A 24,527-nucleotide genomic window follows, 5' to 3' on the forward strand; every position below is an offset into this window, starting at 1 on the left:
TTGTATAAAATATATTAAAATTAAATTTTTTCAGGAGTAATGATGAAACTAAAGCAATAGTTGTCGTGAATTAATGAAAGAACAACATAAACCAATATTGAAAAAGTATTCGTATATTATAATTGACGATGATACAGAGAGTATTTTGAAAACCCGAACAATTGCAGAAGGTTTTTCAGAATTGGTTTTTGTGGCTTCGACAACGAATTATCAAGAAGGTTTAAATTTAGTTTTAGAGCATAAACCTTCAATTGTTTTTCTGGAAATTGATCCCAAAGATTTATCCAGTAATTTGTCGTTGGCTTTTATCAATGAGTTACATCGGTTTTTATCAATTTTACCTAAGATAATTGTTACAACTTTTACAAAAGAATGGGCTTTTGACGCCATTCAATATGGTGTTTTTGATTACATTTTAAAACCGATAATAACAATTGATGTATTAAAAAGTATTCTGAAATTAAACAAGGAAGTTGTTGAGGTCAATACAGTTAGTGCTTCCCAAGAAATTTCAACTTCAATAATTCCCGCTGAAAAAACTTCTAAAATTGTTGAAAACTCTTTATTAATATGTGTAAAATCTTACGGTGATTATCGCTACATTAGTGCATCAGATATCTCCTATTTTCAAGCTGATAATAATTCGACTGATATTTACCTAAATTCGGGCGAAATGATAACAGCTTTTAAAACGTTGAAGCATTTTGAGAGTGTTTTAGAGTATCCATTTATCCGAATTCATAATAGCTATATTATTAATCGAAATTATATTGCCAGAATTCATAACGGAAACTCAATTTGTTACATAAAAAATTCTTCGAAAAAGATTCCTTTTTCGAAAACGTATAAATCAAATGTTGATTTAATTATTGCCGATTTTGCAGCAGGAAATTATTTAGAAGTCTAAAAATTAGGCGTTTACATATAATTCACGTTCATTGACTATCAATTGGGCATGTTCTACCATAAACCTGTTTTTTCATATAAGTTTTTTTCGTTTGTAGTGTTAGTTTTACACCATGATTCGCTCCCCAGCGATGATTCTCCAAAAATTTTAAATCAAACACTTAAAACCTCAAATCATGAAAAAGGCAGCTTTAACATTCGGATTATTTTCTTTAATATTGGTAGCAACTTCATTCGTAACTCCAGAAAAAACAAATAAATCAACAGCAGGAAATATTGATATAAGTGTTGGTGTAGATGGTGGGCAGCTAGGAAGAATCGGTAGAAAATCAGATTTTGCATATAATACTTCAAATCAGGTAAATGCAGTTGGAAATAAATTTAAAAGTTTTTCTTCTGATAGTCAGGTGACAAAATCTAAAGTAAAGTTAGACTAAGAGAAATAAAATTAGTATAAAAAAAGGTTGTCAGTTTCTGGCAGCCTTTTTTTTATGTCTATAGTTTTAGTATTTTTGAGGAAAATCATAGACAAACCTTGAAAAAATATTCTCAGATATTATTGTTTTTAGTTCTTGTCCTGTTTGGCTGTACCGATAAAAGAACGAAAGATGAAAATGAAAATCCTTCAAAAGACAGTCTCTCCACTTATTTCTCATTGGCAAATGATGTTAATTTGCCTTTTCATTATAAACAAAAGTACAATCAGAAAGCATTGGATATTGTTATTGGTGAGGAAAATGATTCTTTAAATAGAGTTAACTTTTTTAAAATTGCCAATCGCTATTATAACATGGGCGATTGGAAATCCTATCAAAAAATATCGAAGCTGATTCTCGAAAGAGCAATAAGCGCTAAAGATTCGTCTAGTATTGCTAAAGCATATACTTATTTGGGAGATTATTATCAGTCAGAATCAGTTTCGGACAGTGCTTACTTGAATTATTTTAGAGCAGAAAAAATATATTTAGGAATTAATGATGATGTTAATTTGGTAAAAACTTTTATTGCCAAAGCAGATTTGCAGTTACGTGAAGGTGATTTTTTTGAAAGTGAAATAACTGTATTTAAGGCACTTAAAATTCTTAAAAAGAAGAAAAATGTAAATAAGGATCTTTATGAGTGTTATAATTTATTGGGAATTATATACAACGAACGGGAGGAATATGATAAAGCATTGGAATATCATAACAAAGCATTATTGTTACTTGACGATAAATCAAATTTAGAAGAGTTTCAGCAAAAGGCAATTTCACTGAATAATATCGGGTATGTTTATTTAAACATGCACAATTTTAATCAGGCAAAGAAAAATTTTAAAAGAGGTCTTGAACAAAAAGATTTATTCAACGGAAACACAGTTCTTTATGCTATGCTTTTAGACAATTTAGCATACTCCAAGTTTAAATCTAAGGAATTTGCCGAATTGCCATCACAATTTTTTAAAGCTTTGAAGATTAGGGATAGTTTAAAATTGGAATCTGGAATTATATTAAATAAAATTCATTTGTCTGAGTATTATGCCTTTCAAAGAGATACTTTCAGGGCAATTCAGTATTCGAAGCAAGCATTGGTTTTATCCAAAAAATTAAATACAATAAGAAATATATTAGAATCGCTTAAACAAATTGCTGTTGTTGATCCTGATAATGCTTCGGTTTATTCTAAAGATTATATTCATTATAATGAAAAATTACAGAAAGCAGAACGCAGAATGGGAGAGAAATTCTCTCGTATTGAATACGAAACCAACGAAATAAAGGATCAAAACTCAAACCTACAAGAGAAAAATAAGACTCTGGTTTACGTTTTTAGTATTTGTACATTATTGGGTTTATTTTTCTATGTTTACAAAACGCAACAAGCCAAAAATAGAGAGTTACTTTTTAAGCAGCAGCAGCAAATTGCAAATGAAGATATTTATAATTTGATGATTTCGCAGCAAAATGATATTGAGATGACTCGTATCAAAGAAAAGAAAAAAGTTGCTCAGGAATTGCACGACGGCGTTTTGGGCAGAATGTTTGGTGTCAGAATAAGTTTGGACAGTTTAAATAAATTAGATGAAGCTCATGCAGCGCCAAAAAGAAAGAAATATTTGGCGGAACTTAAACATATTGAGGAAGATATACGTGAAATTTCGCATGATTTAAATCGTGAAAAATCGGAATTAATTAATAATTTTGTTGCGATTTTGAACAAATTGTTTGAAAATCAACAAAATACTTATATGTCAAGATTGATTACTTCGTTTGATTCTCATATTAAGTGGGAATTAGTAGGTAATACGGTCAAAATCAATTTGTATCGAATCATTCAGGAAGCACTTCAGAATTGTAATAAATACGCAAAAGCAAGTACAATTGAAGTGGAATTTAAGAGCGAAATCAATCATTTGATTCTTTCGATTTCTGATGATGGAATTGGTTTTAATACCAAAAGAACCAAGAACGGAATAGGATTGCACAATATTCAATACAGAGCAGCAGAATGTAAGGGTACAGTTACGATAAAATCTGCCAAAGGAGAAGGAACAATTCTTCTAATTAAAGTCCCAATTGATCAAAAAATAAACCTACAAAATAATGACAGTTGACCTAACAGCCCCGTTTTCGCAACTTACTAAGCGAAACATTTTAATAGTTGACGACCATCCTTTTATTATCGAAGGATATAAGAATGCTATCACAAGATACAATCCTAAGGAATATGAATTTCTGATCTCTCAGGCATACGATTGCAAATCGGCTTATGATTTATTGCAAGACGTTGAAACCCCAAATTTCGACATCGCATTTTTAGACATAAGCATGCCTTCGTATGAAGAAAAGGATATTTTTTCTGGTGAAGATCTGGCAAAATTGATCATAAAAAAGATGCCCAATTGCAAGATCATTTTGCTGACAATGTACACTGAATTATTAAAAATCAAAACAATCATAAGAACAATCAATCCAAATGGGTTAATTATAAAAAATGATTTAACATTTGATGAATTACTTTTCGCATTTGATAAAGTAATGAAGAATGACAAATATTACAGCCAGTCTGTAGTAAAAATGGTCAACCAATCTCCTCATAATTCAATAGAAATTGACCAGTTTGACAAGCAAATTTTATTTCATTTGTCAAAAGGAACAGAACATCATACAATGCCGCAATATATTCCGATTTCATTAAACGCAATCGAAAAACGGAAAATCAATCTCAAAGAATTGCTTAAAATAAAAACCGGTTCAGATGATGAATTGGTTAAAGAAGCTAAAAGCAAAGGACTTTTCTAAGAATTTTAGATTTAAGAGTATAGATTTTAGATTCAAGCACAAAAAAAATCCTAACAGACTTTAGATCTATTAGGATTTTTTTTATGTATTGAGACTTAATACTGCGACTGAAAACTAAGTTTATTCACTCAAAGCATCCCAGCCACGAGCTTTCAACGGAATTTGGGTATTTGCACGTGTAACCAGATTTATTCCTTCGCTTTCGTCTGCCATATGACCAATGATTGAGAAATTTGGATTTCCCTTTATTTTATCAAAATCGTTGATGTCAATAGTAAAAAGTAATTCATAATCTTCTCCGCCATTAATTGCTACAGTTGTACTATCAATATTAAACTCTTCACAAGTCGAAATAAACTGAGGATCTAACGGAAGTTTATCTTCATATAAATTACAACCCACTTTTGATTGTTTACACAAATGAATAATTTCAGAAGATAATCCGTCCGAAATATCAATCATTGATGTTGGTTTAATTTCAAGAGCGTGCAATAAAGTGCGCACATCTTTTCTCGCCTCAGGTTTTAACTGACGTTCAATCAAATAACTGTACATATCAAGGTCAGGCTGACTATTTGGATTCACCTGAAAAACTTGCTTTTCGCGTTCCAAAACCTGTAATCCCATATATGCAGCACCAATATCACCGGTTACAACAAGCAAATCGGTTTTTTTAGCGCCATTTCTGTAAACAATCTCCTCTTCGTTAGCTTCACCAATTGCAGTAATGCTAATAATTAATCCTTTTTGAGATGAGGTTGTATCGCCACCAATTACATCAACTTTATACTCTTTTGAAGCGTGTGTAATTCCCTCAAATAATTCTTCTAAGGCTTCTAGAGGAAAACGATTAGAAACAGCCACAGAAACCGTTATTTGCGTTGGTTTGGCATTCATTGCGCAAATATCAGATACATTTACAACAACAGCCTTATATCCTAAGTGTTTTAAAGGCATATAAGCCAAATCAAAATGTACACCTTCAATCAGTAAATCTGTAGAGACAACTACTTTTTTATCTTTAAAATCAAGAACTGCCGCGTCATCACCAATACTTTTTAAAGTAGATTCCTGCGTAACATCAAAATTTTTGGTTAAATGTTCAATTAAGCCAAACTCGCCCAATTGCGCTATACTTGTACGTTGCGGATTTTTATCTTCGATCATTTTTTCTAAGTTCCAAAGTTTTTAAGGTGCAAAGGTACAAAGGTTTTATTGAACTTAATGGAATGTTGTTTTTCAACGTCTGATTTATAGATACAGATATGTTTAGATTGCGACGAACCTTTGTCAAAGTTTTAAACTTTGACAAAGGTTTTTGTAGTCAAATGTATTGTAGAGGCGCACAGCAGTGCGTCTCGAATCCAGTAACCACAATTTAATTCCGCATCAAACCTAACAGGTTTTTAAAACCTGTTAGGTTTAACGTAATGTGAATAAAATGGGGTTACGTTGCGTGAGACGCACTGCTGTGCGCCTCTACAGCAGGAAATAAAAAAATATTTTATTTTTTTATTTCCTGCTGACAAACTGTTGTCACCGACCCTCGATAATTTTGGAGTATTAAAATAATTAAAACTTTAAAATTATGAAAACATTAGCTGCACAAGTAATTACTCCTGAAGATTTATTAATACACTGGCAAGGACACCGCGCTTTAACCCGTCGCGTAATTGAATTGTTTCCTGAAAAAGATTTTTTCGAATTCTCGATAGGAGGAATGCGAACTTTCGCAAAACTAACAGATGAGCTTTTGGCAATCGCTGTTCCGGGACTTAAAGGAATTGTAAATAAAGAAGTGAAACCATTTAGCGAGAAAGCATCAGAAGAATTGATTTTTAAAGCGCAATATCTTGAAAAATGGGATGAAGCAACCGAAGAAATAAATAAGTATTGGGAAAAATTATCTATTGAAGATTTCAATGAAAACTTTAATCTTTTTGGTCAGTACGAATTTCCAGTTATTCAAAATATTTTGTATTTTGTTGACAATGAGGTTCATCACCGCGGACAAGGATATGTATATCTAAGAGCTTTAGGAATTGATCCTCCTTTTTTCTGGGAAAGACAGTAATATGATCAAGACGTTTTTAATGAACTAAATCAAACATCATGAGTTTAAGAAAAATAATGGCAAATTATGCTGCCTACAATTTATGGGTAAATCAACAATTTGTGAATTGGCTAACGACAAAATCTGATGAGTTGTTGCACAAAGATGTTCCTTCGAGTTATTCGAGCATTATTAAAACACTTAACCATATTTGGGAAACAGAGCAATATTGGTTTTCTATAATAACCGAAACTGCTTTGCCCGAAAGGAATGAAAATGTTGATTTAGATAAGAATGAAATATTTGAAGGTTTATTAAATACGTCTGCTAAATTATCGGAGTTCATTTCATCATTATCAGACGAACAATTATACAAAGCGGTTAAAATCGAGAATCCGTGGTTTCAATGTGAGTTGCCAATTTCTGATTATTTATTACAAGTAGTAAATCATGGCACTTATCATAGAGGACAAATTGTAACCATTGGAAGAAATATTGGTATAACCGACGCTTCAAACACGGATTATAATTTTTATAATGTCATAAAAAACCAGTAATAAAGTAAAAACTCCCAAAGATGAACTTATCATTCGTCTTTGGGAGTTTTTTATACTAGTCTTTTTTTATAAGATTCTATTAATTCCAATATTCTGGTTTTAAGACTTTCAGGTTCTATAATTGTAGCATAATCACCAAACATCAAAAGCCAGCGAGAAAAGTGATCATGAACATTACGTGACATAAAGGTCATTTCGATCTGTCCATCAATTTCTCTTTCAGAAACATAACCATGATATTTTTGTTCATAACGAAGGTGAGTTAGGATTTTTTTCGAAACTAAAATTTTAACTTTAGTTGTTGGAATAGTTTCTGATTTAACCAAATAAGTTTCTAAAGAATCGTGTTCAATCGTAAATTCCAGATCGGTTTTCTGAATTCCCTGGATTCTGTCTGTTCTAAATTGCCTATAATCTTGTCGAAGATGGCAATAGCCCAAAAAATACCAATTGTTGTGATCGTGAAAAACACCAACAGGTTCAATGTTTCTATTACTTGCCTGCTCAGCTTCGATAGTTTTATAAGAAAGAAGAATCTGTTTTTTCTCAGCAATACTTTCGAATAAAACAGCCAAAGTATTAGGCGAACTATCATGAAATAAAGGTTCTTGCGTTTGCATTAAAACTTTAGATTCAATATTCGAAAGCCAATCTTTGTCAGTACCTCTCAAAACCGATTTCAGTTTATACATCGCCGATGCATAATGAGATCCAAGAGAAGGATCTGTAAATTTTTGCATTAGTTTTTCTGCCGCAATAAAACTGCTTACTTCCTCGCGTGTAAACATTACAGGAGGTAATCGATAGCCATCCATTAAGGCATAACCAACTCCCGCCTCACTATAAATAGGAACTCCTGATGCTTCAAGAGTTCGAATGTCTCTATAAATGGTTCTCAGACTACAGTCAAAACGATCCGCCAATTCCTGAGCTTTTACAATTTTTTTGGATTGTAATTGAATCAGGATAGCTACAATCCTATCAAATCGTTTTGGGGTTTCGTCGAGCATTTTTTCTTTTGGTTCTGGTTCAGCGGTTCAAAGTTACAAAGGTTTAATGTTTAAAGTAATAAAAAAGCTGTCCCAAATTGAGACAGCTTTTTTAAAATTTGATTTCTGTTTAAATTTTAGAATCTATACAAAACTCCAAATTGCGGCTGATCGAAAATATTTTCAAATAAGTTAATATTTAATTGAAAAGTATCAGATGATGGACCATTTTCAGGAGAAACACTATTGTAAGCCAAAACATTTGCAAGAACAAAAGTTACTGCGATATTTTTGGTAACAAAGTAATTTAATCCCACATTAATATCAGCAGTTAAACTGTTATTAGTGTCGCTGCCAGCAAGCGGTGTTTCGGTTTTGTTTCTTCCGTAACCTAATCCTGCTTCTGCGTAAGCTTTAAAACGTTTTTTATCCAATTCCAAAAAATAGTAACGTGCAAAGGCGCCAACTCCAAATACATTGGTTTTAATACCTGTTGCTTCTTCTTTATTGCTGGAATAATCTATTTTTGCTCCAACCGCAAATTTATCATTCAATAAGTAACCAAATTTTGGGCTGAATCCGTAATAATCATTTTTGCCTCCGGTGGTGATTTTAATGGAACCTTCAAGAAACATATCGCCTTTTTGAAAAGTAATACCTTTTGCGGAGTTCATTTCAGAATCAACTTCTTGTTGTTGTGCATTTACAAATGAAAAAGTCAATATTGATACAATAATAAAAAATTTAGTTTTCATAATAATTCGTTTTAAGTTGTAAGATTAAAGTTATATTTTTAATGTTAAAACCTTTACTGTCTTATTCAAATGAGTTAAAAAGGATTTTATTGAGTTAATATTGATGTATTTTTATAAGTATTTACTTGTTTAATAAAGTGATGAATTTTGCTTTTTTTTAGATATCAAACCGCGGATTTATTGAGAGTTAGACTTCTGAAAAAAAGAAAAAACCCAAGAACTTTTGTAATTGGGTTTTTCCGGAATTCTATATTAATTTTTATTTCAGTTGTTTTTAGAATTTATACAATAAACCAAACTGTGGCTGATTGAAAATATTCTCGAACAGATTAATGTTTAATTTGAATGTATTTGAAGATGGTCCATTTTCAGGAGAAACACTGTTGTAAGATAGAATATTTGCTAAAGTAAAAGTAGCAGCGATTTTTTTTGTAAAAAAATAGTTTAAACCTACATTAATATCAGCAGTAATACTGTTACTTGTATCGCTTACACCGTAAGTTTTAGTTTTGTTGCTTCCATATCCTAATCCTACCTCGCCATATGCTTTAAGACGTTTTGAGTCCAATTGTAAAAAATAATGCCTTGCAAATACTCCAACTGAGAAGATGTCTGTTTTTTTATCTCCAATTTCCACTTTATCGCTGGAGTAATTTAATTTTGCTCCAACTGCAATTTTATCATTTATAAGATATCCAAATTTTGGACTGAATCCATAATAATCTGAAGTGCCTCCTGTATTGATTGTAATTGAACCTTCAATAAACATATCTCCTTTTTCAAACTGAACTCCTTTTGATGAACTTAATTCTTGTTCAATTTGTTGTTGTTGCGCGTTACCAAATGCAAAAACAAATAATGCTAAAACGGTTGTAATTTTTAATTTCATAATAATTTTATTTAAGAATTTATTTACAACAAAAATATATAAAATACTTACAATAATTATATTTTTTGTAAGTATTTATTTAAATAAATAAAATATAGAGCAATAAAAAACCCGATGACGCAAGTTATCGGGTTTAATCTATATTCTAAGCTTTAAACTTTCTAAAGGATTGTATCATTTCATAAATTCCAAAAGCAATAAATATTTTTCCGAGAATAAAAATTAGCCAACTCCAGCCATGTTCTAAATATGTTCGCTCATTTTCCAATGGATTGTAAAAGTCTGTTACGAGAAAAAATCTAAAAGCACCAACAAAAAAATCGTTGATTTTTTCAAAATTAAAAGTACTTGAGTTTTCAATTCTATATAAAATTGTAAACCAAAACAAACCGGATAATATGGTAAAACCTAACGACCAAAACCAGTTTCCAAAATTAGAAGACCATTTTGTTGCCCAAAGAATTGATGTGTCTTTAAAATTTGTGAATATACTTAATTCTTCATAATGAGCTGAAAGTTCATAATTTCTATAGGTATTAAAATCAATTTTGTTTTCGGTCTTTTGAAGTTCTTGCTTGATTGCTCGCAATGTCCTTTTCCATTCTAATATTTTAGATTTATCTCTTAAATATGATTTGTCAAGAACTTTATTTATTTTCATTTCATCAAAATAAGCTCCACCTCCAAATTTCACTTCAAATAATTTTAAAATATTGAATTCCGCATCTGTAAATGAAGAAGATTTAGCAAAAGTACATCTTGTAATGTCTAAAAAATGAATCTCTGATTTATTAAAAAGTGAAAACCCTTTAAATTCACATGCAATAAATTTTAATTTTGCATTATTAGAATTTTTGCAGTTTTCAAACCAACTTGTACTTAGAAAATCACAATTTTCAAATTGAAATGAGCCTGTAAATTTTGATTCGGAAAAAGAAATTTTTGAAAATGAATTTTTATAAAAGCCAGGAAATTCAAATGATGAACCAATCGGCTTTAAATTGTCTAATGTAGAATTAAATCCTACTCTTTTAAAAATCGTGCGGGCAAAAAATCTATTATTTCCAAATAAGACATTTGTAATTATTGAATTTTGGAAGGAAATAATATCACTGCTTTTTCCCAATTCATTTCCAAGGAATAAAAATTTTCCATTGATATGATTAATTTTTTCGAATATAAACAAATCAATGATTGTATTTCGTATGCTGAAATCGGTAATAAGTTTGGGTTTTTCAATTTCTACATCATTTGAGAAATTAAGAAGACCCAATATTAATTTAGATTTTCCATTGCCTAAATTTAGAGAGTTTAATGCTTTTGTGTTTTTGAATGTTATGCCTTCTAATGAACAATTAGAAAAAGTTACGATGCAGTTGAAAGTGCAGTTTTTGAATTCTAAAAGTAATTTAGGTTTATTAACGTTCTTAATTACTAATTCTTTACAGTTAAAAATGCAATTTTCAAAATTGATCCAACTTGACGATTTGAAAGCTTCAATTACTAAGATATTATCATTTATGTCAAAAACGCGGTCAATAAATTCATTATTTTCTTTTATTATTACATCAAAAGCTATTTTATTAGTAATCATATTTTATAATTTATTCCAAATCTAAACAAAAAACCCGATAACGAAAGTTATCGGGTTTATATCTTAATACTTAGTACTTAAATCTCAATACTAAATTTAATCATTCAATTTCAAAACAGCCATAAAAGCTTCTTGCGGAATCTCAACGTTTCCTACTTGTCTCATACGTTTTTTACCTTTTTTCTGTTTTTCAAGAAGTTTACGCTTACGCGAAATATCTCCACCATAACATTTTGCGGTAACGTCTTTACGAAGTGCTTTAATTGTTTCACGAGCAATAATTTTAGCTCCAATTGCAGCTTGAATCGGAATGTCGAATTGTTGTCTTGGGATTAATTCACGTAATTTCTCGGTCATTTTTTTACCAATGTTATAAGCGTTGTCTTCGTGAATCAATGCAGAAAGTGCATCAACCGTTTGAGCATTCAAAAGAACATCCAGTTTTACTAATTTTGAAGTTCTCATTCCTATCGGAGAGTAATCAAAAGAAGCATAACCTTTAGAAACAGTTTTCAAACGATCATAAAAATCGAATACAATCTCGGCAAGAGGCATATCAAAATTCAATTCAACACGTTCTGTAGTCAAATACGTTTGGTTGGTAATTTGACCACGTTTTTCGATACATAAACTCATTACGTTTCCTACGAAATCAGCTTTTGTAATGATTGTTGCTTTAATAAAAGGCTCTTCAACTCTGTCTAAACGAGAAGGTTCAGGTAAGTCAGAAGGATTGTTTACAACAAATGCAGTTTCAGGATCTTTTTTGGTGTAAGCCAAATACGAAACGTTAGGTACTGTAGTAATTACAGTCATATCGAACTCACGCTCTAAACGTTCCTGGATAATTTCCATGTGAAGCATTCCTAAGAATCCGCAACGGAAACCAAAACCTAAAGCCGCTGAACTTTCAGGAGTAAAAACTAACGAAGCATCATTCAATTGCAATTTCTCCATAGAAGAACGCAAATCTTCATAATCTTCTGTATCGACAGGATAAATTCCGGCGAATACCATTGGTTTTACATCCTCAAAACCAGTAATCATATTTGTAGTTGGCGTTTTAGCATCAGTTAGAGTATCTCCAACTTTTACTTCTTTGGCTTCTTTAATTCCAGAAATTAAATAACCAACATCACCAGCAGAAATTACACTTTTAGGAACCTGATTTAATTTTAAAGTTCCAATTTCATCAGCAAAATATTCATTGCCAGTAGCCATGAATTTAATTTTTTGCCCTTTTTTGATTTCTCCATTTACAACTCTAAAGATTACTTCGATTCCACGAAACGGATTGTAATGTGAATCGAAAATCAAAGCTTGCAATGGCTCATCCACATTTCCTGACGGAGGTGGAATTTTTTCGATAATGGCAGCCAAAATATTTTCGACACCAAAACCTGTTTTTCCAGAAGCATGAATAATATCTTCTAATTTACATCCTAATAAATCGATAATATCATCACTAACTTCTTCAGGATTTGCACTTGGTAAATCTACTTTGTTAAGAACCGGAATAATTTCCAGGTCATTTTCTAAAGCAAGATATAAGTTAGAAATCGTTTGTGCCTGAATACTTTGTGCAGCATCAACAATCAAAAGTGCACCTTCGCAGGCAGCAATAGATCTTGAAACTTCGTATGAAAAGTCAACGTGACCAGGAGTATCGATAAGATTTAAGATATATTCTTCACCTTTATAAGTATATTCCATTTGAATGGCGTGACTCTTAATTGTGATTCCACGCTCGCGCTCCAGATCCATGTTGTCAAGCAATTGTGCTTTTTCTTCACGAGCTGTAACGGTTTGTGTAGCGCCTAATAAGCGGTCTGCCAGTGTACTTTTACCGTGGTCAATGTGTGCAATAATGCAAAAGTTACGTATCTTCTTCATTTTAATATTTCAATTCTCTTAACGAGTTTTAAGTAATTTCAGGGTATAAATTTGCGCTAGAGCAATTGCTTTAGAGCATGTTATTAAGGCGCAAAGATAGCGCAAAGTTTTGGATTGTGGAATGTAGTTGTTCGATTTTGAATTTTGTAGACGGAAAGTTCCTCTTAAAGTTTTAAAATGTTCATTATTAGTGATTAATGAAGTAGTGGCTTAAAGCCAAAAACTTGCAGAATGTTTTTATTAAAGTCTTAGTTTGATTTGTTGTTTGTCAAAAAAATACTTCATGTTACTATTGTTTGAAGAATCTGTATTTTTTGTGCGAATAATTGTCGGTTTAAACAAATATGATTATACTTGTAGTCATTTGAACCATAAGCCTGATCAGCTTGTGATTTTTAATTTTTACAATTGTTTTTTATTAGAATCTCTGCGCAGGATTTGCTGATGAAAAACGAGAAAGTGTATTTTGTTTACTAACTATCAAACCTAAAAGAATTATGGAAAAACAAACCGTAAAGCTGGCTCAAAAATTTGGCAGACTTTCAAAAGAAGAAATGAAAAATATTAATGGCGGAACATTAGGAACCGTTTGTGGTCCGAGAAATGGCGTTCCAACTTCGATTTGCCCAAGCGGAAATGGAGTTGCAGCGAATTCAGGAACTGAAGATCCGAATAAGTTCCCGGGAATTGTAGGAGGTTATTGCAATGTGATAATCGTATGTATTCCTTAAAAATAAAGTGATAAATGCCCGAAGATTTCTTCGGGTATTTTTTTATCTAAAACTCAAAATTAAATCCTTTTTCGGTTAGTTTCTTATAAATCGCCGGATCAAATTTATACAGTTTCGCAGCTCTGTGTGAAACATCTTGTTGTTTTTCTTCAAGAGAAACGAGTAATTTCATGTGAAGAATTTTTCTGCGGAAATTTGATTTGTCTAATTCAATTCCTAAAATTTCTTCATACAAATGCATTAATTGTAATAAGGTGAATTTTTCGGGCAATAAATTAAATCCTATTGGAGCCTGACGAACTCTGTTGCGCAATTGCATCAAACTAAATTGCAGAATTTCGTTATGGTCAAATATTAGATTCGGAATATCATTAATCTTGTGCCATTTCGCTTCAATTACAGAATTACTTGCTTTAATATTATAATCTTCCCGATTTAACAAAGTATAATAACCAATCGTAATAACTCTGGTACTTTTTACACGATCAGGATCAGTAAATGCTTTTAGCTGTTCCAGATAAATATTGTCAAGACTTGTTAGTTCGTATAATATTCGCAATGCAGCATTATCAACACTTTCTTCCGGATATAAATGTCCTCCCAAAAGTCCCCATTTACCAATGCTTTCTCCTTCTGCGTGCTGTACTAAGAGAACTTCAAGGTTTTTTTTATCAAAAGAAAAGATAACACAGTCAAGCGAAATACCTTCAATGACTAATTGTGCATTTGCATTTAAAACAGTATTAGTTTCAAGAATATTTTTAGAAGGTAAAAAAGTCATTAAAATTCAAAATTAAATCCTTTTTCAGTCAATTTCTTGTAAATCGCCGGATCAAATTTGTATAATTTGGCAGCTCTGTGCGAAACATCTTGTTGCTTTTCGTCTAATGCAACCAATAATTTCATGTGTAGAATTTTTCGTCTGAAATTAGATTTATCCATTTCGATTCCTAGAATCTCTTCATATAAATGCATCAATTGCAATAAAGTAAATTTTTCAGGCAAAAGATTAAATCCTATCGGAGCTTGTCGAACTCTGTTTCGAAGGTGTTTTAAACTATATGCAAGAATTTCGTTGTGATCATAAATCAAATCCGGAATACTATTGATCTTATACCATTGTGCATCGGAAGCTGTAAAACCAGCTTTAATGTTATAATCTTCACGTTTTACCAAGGCATAATAACCAATCGTAATAACACGTCGAAGCGGGAAACGATCCGGATCTCCAAAGGCTTTCAATTGTTCTAAGTAAATATTATCAAGTCCTGTAAGTTCATTCAATAAACGATGTGCGGCATTATCAGTACTTTCTTTTTTATAGATCCATCCTCCCGGAAGTCCCCATTTTCCTTTACTAATACCTTCTCCGTGTTGTACCAGAAGTACTTCCAGACTTCCTTTATCAAATCCAAATATGACACAGTCAATCGTGATCGCATTCATTGCGGTTTGTTCGCCTTTTAAAGCAGAATCGTCGGCTACATTTTCAACCATATGCTATTTAAATTTTGACAAATTAAATAAATAAAATGAATAGTTGTCTTCATCTGGGGTTTATATTTTTCTTAACGAAATAATTTTCTGACAATCAATAGTTTGTGATATCCTTAAAAATCAGATTTAAAAATAATTATCCTTAAACGACTGATTGTCAAATTGCTAAATCGTTAATTTTTCAATATTTTTTTATTCCATTTTAATGACTTCTTTGACGTATTCATAAAAATCAAGTTTGAATAATCAGAAATGAAAAAAAATAAACCTAATATTTTGTTAATATAGAAAAAATGTTTTACACTTGTAGTCAAAATAACCATAAGATAAGTTCAACTTGACTATAAGTTAAAAAAGGACAAATCTATAACTAACTTAAAATACCACCAAATGTTTTTTTTAGGAATTGATTTAGGAAGCTCTTCAGTAAAATTATCTGTATTTGATGCAGAGAAAGGGATAACTATTGGAGCAATTAGTGTTCCTGATTTTGAAATGCCAATTGTTGCCCCAAAATTTGGTTGGGCAGAACAAGATCCGGAATCCTGGTGGCAATTTGTAAAAGACGGAATCAAACAATTGGGTTCAAAATCTAATATTGATCTAAAGAAAATTGCAGGAATTGGAATTGCCTATCAAATGCATGGTTTGGTTTTGACCGATGAAAATTTAAATCCCGTTCGCTCTTCAATCATTTGGTGTGACAGTCGCGCTGCAAGTATTGGAGATGAAGTTTATAACAAAATGGGAACTGTAAATTGTCAGCAGGAAATTTTAGGAAGTCCCGGAAACTTTACCGCTTCAAAATTAAAATGGGTAAAAGACAATGAGCCTGAAATTTTCGCGAAAGCAAAATACATGATGCTTCCGGGAGATTTTATTGCAGCCAAATTATCAAAAGTAGCACAAATAAGCACTTCAGGTTTATCAGAAGCTGCTTTATGGAATTTCCCAGAAGGAAAACTGGCAACGAAAATCCTTTCTCAAATGGGATTATCATCGGATATCGTTCCGGAAATCGTTTCAAGTTTTGGAGTTCAAGCTACAATTCACTTAGAAATAGCACAAGAATTAGGATTAAATCCTGATGCAAAAATAACCTACAGAGCAGGAGATCAACCTAACAATGCTTTGTCATTGAATGTTTTGAAACCTGGGGAAATCGCTACAACAGCCGGAACTTCGGCAGTAGTTTATGCCGTAAGCGATGAAGATGTTTACGATAAAAAAAACAGAATCAATACTTTTTTACACGTCAATAATACCGAAGCCGAAAAACGTAACGGTGTTTTGTTGTGTATTAACGGTTCCGGAATTTTATACCAATGGTTACGTAAAATCATGTCTGTTGACAGAACTGATTTAATCGCCTACGAAAAACTAAATGCCGAAGCTGCAAAAGTTGAAGCAGGAAGTAACGGACTTCGTTTTTATCCTTTCGGAAATGGTGTAGAACGTATTTTCAATAATAAAAATGCAACTTCAGGAATTCAGAATTTAAACTTCAATATTCATCAACCGTCACATTTAGTGCGCGCTGCCTGCGAAGGAATTGTGTTTGCCATGAACTACGGTTTTGATGTTATGAAAGAAATTGGAGTTTCCGGAAACGTAGTGAGAGCAGGAAATTCAAACTTGTTTTTGAGTCCGGTTTTTAGAGAAATCTTCACGAATACTACACAAACTACTTTAGAATTATACAATACTTCAGGAGCAGAAGGTGCTGCAAGAGGCGCTGCTTTTGGTTTAGGATATTACAATTCGCTGGAAGAAGCTTTTCAGGGATTGCAATGTCTGGATAGAATTGAACCTAATAAAATCCTGACAAGTCAATATCAGGATTTATATCAAGAATGGAAAAGTCAAATTAAAATAGAACAATAAGAATGAGCACAACTAATCAATATTTTAAAAACATCGATACGATAAAATTCGAAGGAAGAGAAAGTGATAACCCACTAGCTTTTAAATGGTATGATGAAAATCGTATCGTTGCGGGAAAAACATTAAAAGAGCATTTGCGTTTTTCGATGGCGTACTGGCATACGTTATGTAACACAGGTGGAGATCCGTTTGGAGCTTCGACTGAAACATTTTCCTGGGATAAAAATGAGAATGTAATTCTAAGAGCAAAGGACAAAATGGATGCTGCTTTTGAATTCATGACAAAATTAGGTTTGCCTTATTATTGTTTTCATGATGTTGATGTTGTTGATGATGCGCCAACATTGGCAGAATTTGAAACTCGTATTCAAACAATGGTTGAATATGCAAAACAAAAACAACAAGAATCAGGTATTAAATTGTTGTGGGGAACTTCAAACTTGTTCAGCAATCCTCGCTATATGAACGGTGCTGCAACGAATCCAAACTTTGATGTTTTGGCTTATGCAGGAGCTCAGGCAAAAATCGCAATCGATGCAACTATTGCACTTGGAGGTGAAAATTATGTTTTCTGGGGAGGTCGTGAAGGATATATGAGTTTGTTGAACACAGACATGAAAAGAGAATTGGACCACTTGGGAAGATTCTTGAATACTTGTAAAGATTATGCTCGCAAAGAAGGTTTTAAAGGAAATTTCCTGATCGAACCAAAACCTATGGAACCTACAAAACATCAATATGATTATGATGCAGCGACTTCATTAGGATTCATCAATAAATACGGACTTCAAAATGATTTCAAATTGAATCTTGAAGTAAACCACGCAACTCTTGCAGGACATTCTTTTGAGCACGAATTGCAAGTTGCAGTTGATGCTGGAATGTTAGGAAGTATCGATGCAAACAGAGGAGATTATCAAAATGGTTGGGACACAGATCAGTTCCCAATAAATCTTCAGGAAGTTACACAAGCTATGTTAGTTATCCTTGAAGGTGGAGGAATTCAAGGCGGAGGTGTAAACTTTGACGCTAAAGTGAGAAGAAATTCAATCGATTTAGAAGATAAATTCATTGCACACATTTCAGGAATGGATGTTTTTGCAAGAGGATTAATCTGCGCAGATCAGATACTACAAAATACAGATTACAAAAAATTACGCACACAGCGTTACAGTTCATTTGATGCCGGAAACGGAGCAAAGTTCGAAAACGGAGAATTATCTCTTGAAGATCTTAGCAAAATTGCCCGCGCAAGTGGAGAACCTCAACCATTAAGTGGTAGACAAGAATTATTCGAACAGATTATTTCGAATGCATACTAAATAAATTATAAGGTAACTAACTATAAATTTAAACCAATTCTTAACTATTATGAAAAGCAAACATTGTCTTAAAACAACATCGCTCTCGTTCTGCATGGCGCTGTTGCTTAGTGTATTTACGATGCAGTCCGGTTTTGCGCAACAGCAATCCCAGGTTGTAAGCGGAAACGTAAAATCAGCAGAAGACGGTATGGGAGTTCCGGGTGCTACAGTTGCTATTGAAGGAACTAAGACGGGAACATCAACAGATTTTGATGGAAATTTTAAGCTTGAAGCAAAAGAAGGCAGCGTAATTGTAATCAGTTTTATGGGATTTAAACCTCAGCGTGTAACCGTTGGAACTCAAAAAACGATTAATGTTACTTTACAAACAGAAGCAGCAGATCTTAAAGAGGTTGTCGTGATTGGGTACGGTTCTCAAAAGAAAACTCTTGTAACCAATGCTGTTACGCAGGTTAGTGGTGATAATCTTGCCAAAACCAATACTACAAATGCATTGCAGGCACTTCAGGGGCAAGCAGCTGGACTTCAAATTACTTCTACTTCAGGACAACCGGGAGAAGCTTTGAAGGTAGTTATTAGAGGTGTAGGTTCTGTAGCAGGAAGTAGTCCGCTATATGTAGTAGACGGAATACTTACGGGAGATATTTCTTATTTAAGCAATTCAGATATTGAATCTATTTCTGTTTTAAAAGATGCTGCATCAGCTGCTATTTATGGTTCTCAGGCTGCAAATGGAGTTGTTTTAGTAACAACAAAAAAAGGTAAAAGAGGAACTGCGGGAAAAATCACTTTCGATCAATATTACGGTGTACAATCTGTAGCGAGAAAAGTTGATTTATTGAATGCAACTGAATATGCAACAATATTAAATGAAGCAGCAGTAAACTCTGGTAAAAATCCATATTTTACAAATAGCCAAATTGCAGGACTAGGAAACGGAACAAACTGGATGGATAAAATGTTTACCGATAATGCTGCAACAAAAAACTTCTCATTTGGTGCTTCAGGTGGTTCAGATGCTTCAGTTTATTCTACATCATTGGCTTACTTAGGACAAGAAGGAGTTGTAGGAGGACCGGACCTTTCAGATTATCAACGTTATAATTTCAGATTCAATTCAGAACATAAATTATACAAAGATGTTGTTACAATTGGTCAAAATTTAAGCTTTGCTTATGTAGATAAAAACGGAATTGGTGTTGGAAATCAATACAGCAACTCTTTAAGAAGTGCTTTTCAGGTTTCGCCTTTATTACCAATGTACGATTCAAACGGAAATTATTTTGATACGACAAACAGCACGGAGCCTTGGTTAGCTGGTACAGCAAATCCTTACGCGTTAATGAAGTATACAAATCAAAATGAAAGTAATAATCAAAAATTATTAGGGAATGTTTATTTGCAAATTGAACCTATAAAAAACTTAACATTCAAGACTACTTTGGGTCTTGATTATTATGTATCCGAAGGACATGCATATACTCCTGTATACAGATTGTCAATTTATGCAAACACCGCTTTTGATAAAGTAAATCAAAACATGAGCAAAAATAAAAGTATTACATGGGATAACTTAGTGTCTTATAAATTTAATGTTGCTAGTAATCATCATGTTGAAGCTATGCTAGGTACCTCGTTTATTAAGTACGATGGAACATCTGTAGATGTTACAAATGCAGATTCTGTTTTTAATGATTTAGAACATGCATGGATTGATAATACAACGAACAAAGACGGAGCTAAAATTGCTATTAAAGGTAAAAAAGAAGAAAATAGACTGATGTCTTATTTTGGAAGATTAAACTACAACTTTAACGAAAAATACTTATTGAACGCAACACTTAGAGCGGATGGTTCATCAAAATTTGCTCCGGGAAATCAATGGGGTTATTTCCCTTCAGTATCTGGAGGTTGGGTAGCTTCAAATGAAGAATTTCTAAGAGATTCAAAAGTATTAAATTTCCTTAAATTAAGAGCAAGTTGGGGTCAGGTAGGTAATCAAAGTATTAGATCGTTTCAGTATTTGTCATTAATTAAATCAAATAATACAAATTATACTTTTGGTGATACAGAAGGTGTACTTACGCCTGGAGCTTATCCACAGAATTTATCAAATACAAATGTAAAATGGGAAACTTCAGAGCAAATTGACCTTGGTTTAGATGCAAGATTTTTAAACAATGCATTGAATGTAAGTTTTGATGTTTACCAAAAAACAAATAAAAACTGGTTAGTTCTTGCTCCAATTTTAGCTACTGCCGGTGCTGATGCTCCATTTATTAACGGTGGAGATGTTGTAAATAAAGGGGTTGAGTTAAGTTTAAATTACCAAAATAAAATTGGAGATTTTAATTACAGCATAAGTGCAAACGGTGCTTATAATAAAAACGAAGTAGGTAAAATACCAACAATCGATGGTCTTATTCACGGATTAAGTAATGAACTTTATGATAATGCCGGTGAATTTTACAGAGCACAAAACGGACAACCTTTAGGTTATTTCTGGGGATATAAAACAGGTGGTGTTTTTCAAAATCAAGCACAAATCGATAATTATAAATCAGCAAATGGTGTAGTATTACAACCTAATGCAGCTCCCGGAGATCTTATTTATGTAAATACTAATGGTGATGATAAAATAGATGGTACTGATAAAACGAATATTGGAAATCCAAATCCTGACTTTACTTATGGATTCTCTTTATCAGGTAGTTACAAAGCTTTTGATTTTTCATTAATGGCAAATGGTGTAGCAGGAAATCAAATTGTACAATCGTATAGAAACCAAGCAGGTGCTTACGGAAACTATACTTCTGCAATATTAGATCGCTGGCATGGAGAAGGTTCTTCAAACACAATTCCAAGAGTAACAGAAGACAATAGAAACTTCACACAATTTTCAGATTTGTATGTTCAGAATGGTGATTTCTTAAGAATTAGTACTGTAACATTAGGATTTGATTTAGCAAAAATGAAACAATCAAAACCATTTTTTGCAAGTCAGTTCAGAGTGTATTTCTCAGTATTAAACCTTTACACTTTTACGAAATATAACGGTATGGATCCTGAAATTGGATTTGGTTCTTCAAACGATGACCAAAAATTCTCATCAGGAGTTGATGTAGGTTACTATCCACGCCCAAGAACATTCATGTTAGGATTAAATGTTAAACTTTAATAAATAAAAAGATGAAAAATACCTATCTATATATTTTCTGTTTGACACTATTGTCATTGGGTTCTTGTAGTTTAGAAACAGAACCATTGGTACAACAAACAGATACAAATTTTTATAAAACAACAGATGACGCCTTTTCAGCATTAGTAGGTTGTTATGATGGTTTGCAAGTTGCAACCGGAGCCAGTGGTTTGGGAGTTCCTGTAATTAGTGAAGTAATGTCTGACGATTGTTTTGGCGGAACCGGAAATTCTGATGGTTACAATTATGCTGCAATCGATGAATTTGATATTTCACGTTCACCTTCAGATGTTGATATGCTTAACGGTAACTGGATTGCTTATTACAAAGCGCTTTATCGTTGTAATGTTTTCTTATCGAAAATGGATCAGATTGACTGGAAAGGTGATACAGCTTTAAAGAATACATATACATCTGAAACGAGATTTATCAGAGCTTATTTATATTTTGAAATGGCACGTTTATGGGGAAGTGTTCCTTTGTTAACAGCTCCTTCTTCTGATAATATACCGCAAGCAGCTCCAGAAGAAATTTATAAAGTAATTGCCGAAGATTTAGTATTTGCATCAAACAATTTACCTTCAGTTGCTTATAATGCTACAACAAGCGGACGTATTACAAAATGGGCAGCAAAATCTTTACTTGGACGTGTTTATTTATATTATACAGGATACTACGGAAAAACTGATTTAGCAGGAGTAGTTACTAAAGCACAAGCTTTAGGACATCTTGAAGATGTTATTGCATCAAGTGGTCACGGTTTAGTAGATGATTTTTCTACTTTATGGCCAGCAGCTTCAGTTGATAAATATGCAGGAGAAGGCAATAAAGAAATCGTGTTCTCTGTGAAATATTCTTATACAAGTGATTATAACGGAAATACGGATGGAAACCACTGGATGGTAATGTTCGGGATGAGAGAATTTTCATCTTACCCTTACGGACGTGGTTGGGGAGTTACAGTAAACTCTAAATTATGGAAAGCCTACAGCGCAACAGATACAAGACGTACAGCAAGTGTAATTGGAATCGATGAAGAAAAAATAAAATTCGATAAAATCAATAATCAAAGAGAATACACAGGATATTACAATAAGAAATATTCGCCAATGGTTGACAAAGACGGTAAAGATATGCCACTAGTTATGGGAAGTCAATATTGGGATATAGGTCAATTTCAGGATTATGTTGTGTTAAGATATGCAGATGTTTTGTTAATGGCAGCTGAATTAGGAAGCGGAAGTGCGCAGACTTATTTTGATAATGTGAGAAGAAGAGCTTACAAAGATAATTTTACAGCTTTACCTGTAAATGCTGATAATATCTTAAACGAAAGACATCTGGAATTTGCTCTTGAAGGAATTAGATATTGGGATTTATTACGTCAGGGTGTTGGAAAAGCTTCTACTACAATTGCAGAAACTACAACATTATTAAATGGTGGAGTTGCCGCTACAAAAACAATTTCGGCAGCTAAAATCCAAGCTACAAAAGGACTACAACAAATTCCAAATACACAGATTACATTATCTGGAGGAGTTTTGAAACAAAATGCAGGTTGGTAATCTTAACTAAAAAAGGAAAGAAATGAAAAATATTAAATTATTAGTTACATCATTTTTGATGCTTGCGTTAATGCTTGTATCATCTTGTTCTCCGGAAACGTATTCTTTGGACGCACCGATGGATAAATCGGATATACATTTTGAAATTACTCAGGATTTAGTCGCAGATCCGGGAGGAAATACTGTAATCATGAAAAACACAACTCCCGGAGTTGTACTGAATTGGGATTATGGTACAGGGAAATCCAGTAAAGCGGTAGAAACTGTAAAATATGCCTTTAAAGGAAGTTACACGATTAAAATTTCTGCAGTAACCGGCGGTGGTATTGTTGCATTAGATCCAGTAACAATTACAGTAAATAAAGACAACTTAAACTATGTTAATGATCCACTTTGGACAGCATTATCAGGCGGAGTTGGTAAAAAGAAATCTTGGGTAACAGACAATGGTAAATATGGATTAGCTCCTGGTGCAATGTCTTATGCAGATCCAAGCACAACTGTAGAATGGGGTAACTTTACTCCAAACTGGGAACCTGAAGGAAATGCCAACTCAAGTACAAATGCAGATATGCACTGGGGAAGATACATGACATTCAGCCTTGAAGGAGGACCTTTTATGACCATTCATGAAGCTGATGGAACAACGATCGAAAACGGATCTTATTTCTTAGACATCAATGCACATACTTTAACAACAACAGGAACAACAATCCTAAGACCAGATAATTATATTGCAAACGCAAGTAACTGGAGTGATAATATTAAAGTATTAAAATTAACAGACAATCAGTTAAGAATTGCTGTAAAAAGAACCAATAGCGAAGGTCCTTGGTGGTATATCTGGAATTTTGTTTCTAAAGATTATGCTGATAATTATGTTCCTCCGGTTACAGTACCAGTTGTTGACGAAGGTTTCAATCCAACTTTTGCACCGGGAGAATTATTGACAATGCTTACAGGTGGAGCCGGAGCAGGAAGAGTTTGGAATCTGGACGGAAAAGGAAATCCAATTGACTGGGTTGGAAAAGGAAAAGGCTGGACGGTTGATTCTACGAGTTCTTATAACTGGGGATGGAATGATGATTGGGCAAAAATTGCAGGAAATTCATGGATACGTTTTGACCAATGGGGAGGTAAATTAAACTACACACGCAGTCAAAATGGAGTTGTAACGTCAGGTATTTTTACCATAAATGCAGCGACAAATGAAATCAATTTAGGAAGTGAAACACTTCTTCAAAATGCAACAAGCTGGATGAACCCAACTGTAAATGTTATTAAAGTAGTAAAAGCATATAATAAAGATTTCCTTCAAAAAGGAATCTGGCTTGGAACATCATATGATACAGGTAAGGACGAATGGTTTGTTTTCCATTACATAGTTCCTTAAAGTAATTAAGGTTTTT

20 protein-coding genes are annotated in these 24,527 nt (G+C 32.9%); 12 read left to right on the forward strand and 8 right to left on the reverse strand.

The annotated features are described in order from the left end of the window. Nucleotides 1-73 precede the first annotated feature (73 nt). The 4 genes from C8C83_RS10230 to C8C83_RS10245 all read left to right on the forward strand — a co-directional run bounded on the left by C8C83_RS10230 (nucleotide 74) and on the right by C8C83_RS10245 (nucleotide 4,187). Nucleotides 74-907: a LytTR family transcriptional regulator DNA-binding domain-containing protein gene (locus tag C8C83_RS10230; RefSeq protein WP_233566044.1), complete on the forward strand. Its 834-nt coding sequence runs from the start codon at nucleotides 74-76 to the stop codon at nucleotides 905-907. A 175-nt stretch (nucleotides 908-1,082) separates the two neighbouring features. Then, entirely contained in the window at nucleotides 1,083-1,343 is a 261-nt protein-coding gene (locus C8C83_RS10235) for a hypothetical protein (RefSeq protein WP_121328379.1), read from the forward strand. A gap of 98 nt (nucleotides 1,344-1,441) precedes the next feature. Further along, complete coding sequence (locus C8C83_RS10240; protein WP_121328381.1) at nucleotides 1,442-3,499, forward strand: ATP-binding protein; 2,058 nt, start codon at nucleotides 1,442-1,444, stop codon at nucleotides 3,497-3,499. Continuing rightward, entirely contained in the window at nucleotides 3,489-4,187 is a 699-nt protein-coding gene (locus C8C83_RS10245) for a response regulator (protein ID WP_099709909.1), read from the forward strand. The genes C8C83_RS10240 and C8C83_RS10245 overlap by 11 nt, the downstream gene beginning before the upstream one ends. A gap of 120 nt (nucleotides 4,188-4,307) precedes the next feature. Here the strand turns inward: C8C83_RS10245 and thiL are convergent, their stop codons facing one another. After that, nucleotides 4,308-5,354 carry a thiamine-phosphate kinase gene (thiL, locus tag C8C83_RS10250; protein WP_132011739.1) on the reverse strand — a complete coding sequence of 349 codons (1,047 nt, stop codon included), beginning with the start codon at nucleotides 5,352-5,354 and terminating at the stop codon, nucleotides 4,308-4,310. A gap of 421 nt (nucleotides 5,355-5,775) precedes the next feature. Here thiL and C8C83_RS10255 point away from each other — a divergent pair, with 421 nt between their 5' ends. Further along, nucleotides 5,776-6,261: a DinB family protein gene (locus C8C83_RS10255; protein ID WP_121328383.1), complete on the forward strand. Its 486-nt coding sequence runs from the start codon at nucleotides 5,776-5,778 to the stop codon at nucleotides 6,259-6,261. A gap of 38 nt (nucleotides 6,262-6,299) precedes the next feature. After that, the gene (locus tag C8C83_RS10260) at nucleotides 6,300-6,797 is read left to right on the forward strand and encodes a DinB family protein (protein WP_121328385.1); all 498 of its coding nucleotides are present in this window, start codon (nucleotides 6,300-6,302) and stop codon (nucleotides 6,795-6,797) included. A gap of 50 nt (nucleotides 6,798-6,847) precedes the next feature. Here C8C83_RS10260 and C8C83_RS10265 read toward each other — a convergent pair whose 3' ends face one another. The 5 genes from C8C83_RS10265 to lepA form a co-directional block, all read right to left on the reverse strand. Continuing rightward, nucleotides 6,848-7,807 carry a YafY family protein gene (locus C8C83_RS10265; protein ID WP_121328387.1) on the reverse strand — a complete coding sequence of 320 codons (960 nt, stop codon included), beginning with the start codon at nucleotides 7,805-7,807 and terminating at the stop codon, nucleotides 6,848-6,850. A 116-nt stretch (nucleotides 7,808-7,923) separates the two neighbouring features. Then, nucleotides 7,924-8,541 (reverse strand): outer membrane beta-barrel protein, encoded by a 618-nt coding sequence (locus C8C83_RS10270; protein WP_121328389.1) that lies wholly within the window; start codon nucleotides 8,539-8,541, stop codon nucleotides 7,924-7,926. 274 nt (nucleotides 8,542-8,815) lie between these two features. After that, the gene (locus tag C8C83_RS10275; RefSeq protein WP_121328391.1) at nucleotides 8,816-9,430 is read right to left on the reverse strand and encodes an outer membrane beta-barrel protein; all 615 of its coding nucleotides are present in this window, start codon (nucleotides 9,428-9,430) and stop codon (nucleotides 8,816-8,818) included. A 145-nt stretch (nucleotides 9,431-9,575) separates the two neighbouring features. Beyond that, entirely contained in the window at nucleotides 9,576-11,024 is a 1,449-nt protein-coding gene (locus tag C8C83_RS10280) for a hypothetical protein (RefSeq protein ID WP_121328393.1), read from the reverse strand. A gap of 96 nt (nucleotides 11,025-11,120) precedes the next feature. Continuing rightward, nucleotides 11,121-12,917 carry a translation elongation factor 4 gene (gene lepA / locus C8C83_RS10285; RefSeq protein ID WP_121328395.1) on the reverse strand — a complete coding sequence of 599 codons (1,797 nt, stop codon included), beginning with the start codon at nucleotides 12,915-12,917 and terminating at the stop codon, nucleotides 11,121-11,123. 497 nt (nucleotides 12,918-13,414) lie between these two features. Between lepA and C8C83_RS10290 the strand changes: the two genes are divergently transcribed. Continuing rightward, a complete protein-coding gene (locus C8C83_RS10290) occupies nucleotides 13,415-13,648 on the forward strand; it encodes a hypothetical protein (protein WP_121328396.1) in 234 nt (77 codons plus the stop codon). Between the two features lie 46 nt (nucleotides 13,649-13,694). On the opposite strand, the gene C8C83_RS10295 is transcribed toward C8C83_RS10290, so the two are convergent. Together C8C83_RS10295 and C8C83_RS10300 are read right to left on the reverse strand one after the other, a co-directional pair. Then, nucleotides 13,695-14,429: an NUDIX domain-containing protein gene (locus C8C83_RS10295; RefSeq protein ID WP_121328398.1), complete on the reverse strand. Its 735-nt coding sequence runs from the start codon at nucleotides 14,427-14,429 to the stop codon at nucleotides 13,695-13,697. Then, complete coding sequence (locus C8C83_RS10300) at nucleotides 14,429-15,145, reverse strand: NUDIX domain-containing protein (RefSeq protein ID WP_121328400.1); 717 nt, start codon at nucleotides 15,143-15,145, stop codon at nucleotides 14,429-14,431. The genes C8C83_RS10295 and C8C83_RS10300 overlap by 1 nt, the downstream gene beginning before the upstream one ends. A gap of 390 nt (nucleotides 15,146-15,535) precedes the next feature. Here C8C83_RS10300 and C8C83_RS10305 point away from each other — a divergent pair, with 390 nt between their 5' ends. From C8C83_RS10305 to C8C83_RS10325, 5 genes are read left to right on the forward strand one after another with little or no spacing between them, the layout of a single operon-like run. Further along, on the forward strand, nucleotides 15,536-17,029 hold the full coding sequence (locus C8C83_RS10305; protein WP_121328402.1) for an FGGY family carbohydrate kinase: 1,494 nt from the start codon (nucleotides 15,536-15,538) through the stop codon (nucleotides 17,027-17,029). Nucleotides 17,030-17,031: 2 nt separating this feature from the next. Beyond that, nucleotides 17,032-18,351, forward strand: coding sequence for a xylose isomerase (gene xylA / locus C8C83_RS10310; RefSeq protein ID WP_121328404.1), 1,320 nt, complete (start codon nucleotides 17,032-17,034; stop codon nucleotides 18,349-18,351). Between the two features lie 49 nt (nucleotides 18,352-18,400). Further along, nucleotides 18,401-21,532 (forward strand): TonB-dependent receptor, encoded by a 3,132-nt coding sequence (locus C8C83_RS10315; protein ID WP_121328406.1) that lies wholly within the window; start codon nucleotides 18,401-18,403, stop codon nucleotides 21,530-21,532. Between the two features lie 11 nt (nucleotides 21,533-21,543). Beyond that, nucleotides 21,544-23,118 (forward strand): RagB/SusD family nutrient uptake outer membrane protein, encoded by a 1,575-nt coding sequence (locus C8C83_RS10320; RefSeq protein ID WP_121328408.1) that lies wholly within the window; start codon nucleotides 21,544-21,546, stop codon nucleotides 23,116-23,118. 22 nt (nucleotides 23,119-23,140) lie between these two features. Then, entirely contained in the window at nucleotides 23,141-24,511 is a 1,371-nt protein-coding gene (locus tag C8C83_RS10325) for a hypothetical protein (protein WP_233566045.1), read from the forward strand. The last annotated feature ends 16 nt before the right edge of the window (nucleotides 24,512-24,527 follow it).

It is taken from the genome of Flavobacterium sp. 90, from assembly GCF_004339525.1.
Taxonomy (GTDB): Bacteria; Bacteroidota; Bacteroidia; order Flavobacteriales; family Flavobacteriaceae; genus Flavobacterium.

Bases quoted from the DNA above. Each gene is read 5' to 3' on its own strand.
- C8C83_RS10300 (WP_121328400.1), bottom strand. From the start codon at position 15,145: ATGGTTGAAAATGTAGCCGACGATTCTGCTTTAAAAGGCGAACAAACC.
- C8C83_RS10315 (WP_121328406.1), top strand. From the start codon at position 18,401: ATGAAAAGCAAACATTGTCTTAAAACAACATCGCTCTCGTTCTGCATG.
- thiL (WP_132011739.1), bottom strand. From the start codon at position 5,354: ATGATCGAAGATAAAAATCCGCAACGTACAAGTATAGCGCAATTGGGC.
- C8C83_RS10275 (WP_121328391.1), bottom strand. From the start codon at position 9,430: ATGAAATTAAAAATTACAACCGTTTTAGCATTATTTGTTTTTGCATTT.
- C8C83_RS10280 (WP_121328393.1), bottom strand. From the start codon at position 11,024: ATGATTACTAATAAAATAGCTTTTGATGTAATAATAAAAGAAAATAAT.
- xylA (WP_121328404.1), top strand. From the start codon at position 17,032: ATGAGCACAACTAATCAATATTTTAAAAACATCGATACGATAAAATTC.
- C8C83_RS10295 (WP_121328398.1), bottom strand. From the start codon at position 14,429: ATGACTTTTTTACCTTCTAAAAATATTCTTGAAACTAATACTGTTTTA.
- C8C83_RS10325 (WP_233566045.1), top strand. From the start codon at position 23,141: ATGAAAAATATTAAATTATTAGTTACATCATTTTTGATGCTTGCGTTA.
- lepA (WP_121328395.1), bottom strand. From the start codon at position 12,917: ATGAAGAAGATACGTAACTTTTGCATTATTGCACACATTGACCACGGT.
- C8C83_RS10320 (WP_121328408.1), top strand. From the start codon at position 21,544: ATGAAAAATACCTATCTATATATTTTCTGTTTGACACTATTGTCATTG.
- C8C83_RS10230 (WP_233566044.1), top strand. From the start codon at position 74: ATGAAAGAACAACATAAACCAATATTGAAAAAGTATTCGTATATTATA.
- C8C83_RS10270 (WP_121328389.1), bottom strand. From the start codon at position 8,541: ATGAAAACTAAATTTTTTATTATTGTATCAATATTGACTTTTTCATTT.
- C8C83_RS10255 (WP_121328383.1), top strand. From the start codon at position 5,776: ATGAAAACATTAGCTGCACAAGTAATTACTCCTGAAGATTTATTAATA.
- C8C83_RS10265 (WP_121328387.1), bottom strand. From the start codon at position 7,807: ATGCTCGACGAAACCCCAAAACGATTTGATAGGATTGTAGCTATCCTG.
- C8C83_RS10290 (WP_121328396.1), top strand. From the start codon at position 13,415: ATGGAAAAACAAACCGTAAAGCTGGCTCAAAAATTTGGCAGACTTTCA.
- C8C83_RS10260 (WP_121328385.1), top strand. From the start codon at position 6,300: ATGAGTTTAAGAAAAATAATGGCAAATTATGCTGCCTACAATTTATGG.
- C8C83_RS10245 (WP_099709909.1), top strand. From the start codon at position 3,489: ATGACAGTTGACCTAACAGCCCCGTTTTCGCAACTTACTAAGCGAAAC.
- C8C83_RS10305 (WP_121328402.1), top strand. From the start codon at position 15,536: ATGTTTTTTTTAGGAATTGATTTAGGAAGCTCTTCAGTAAAATTATCT.
- C8C83_RS10235 (WP_121328379.1), top strand. From the start codon at position 1,083: ATGAAAAAGGCAGCTTTAACATTCGGATTATTTTCTTTAATATTGGTA.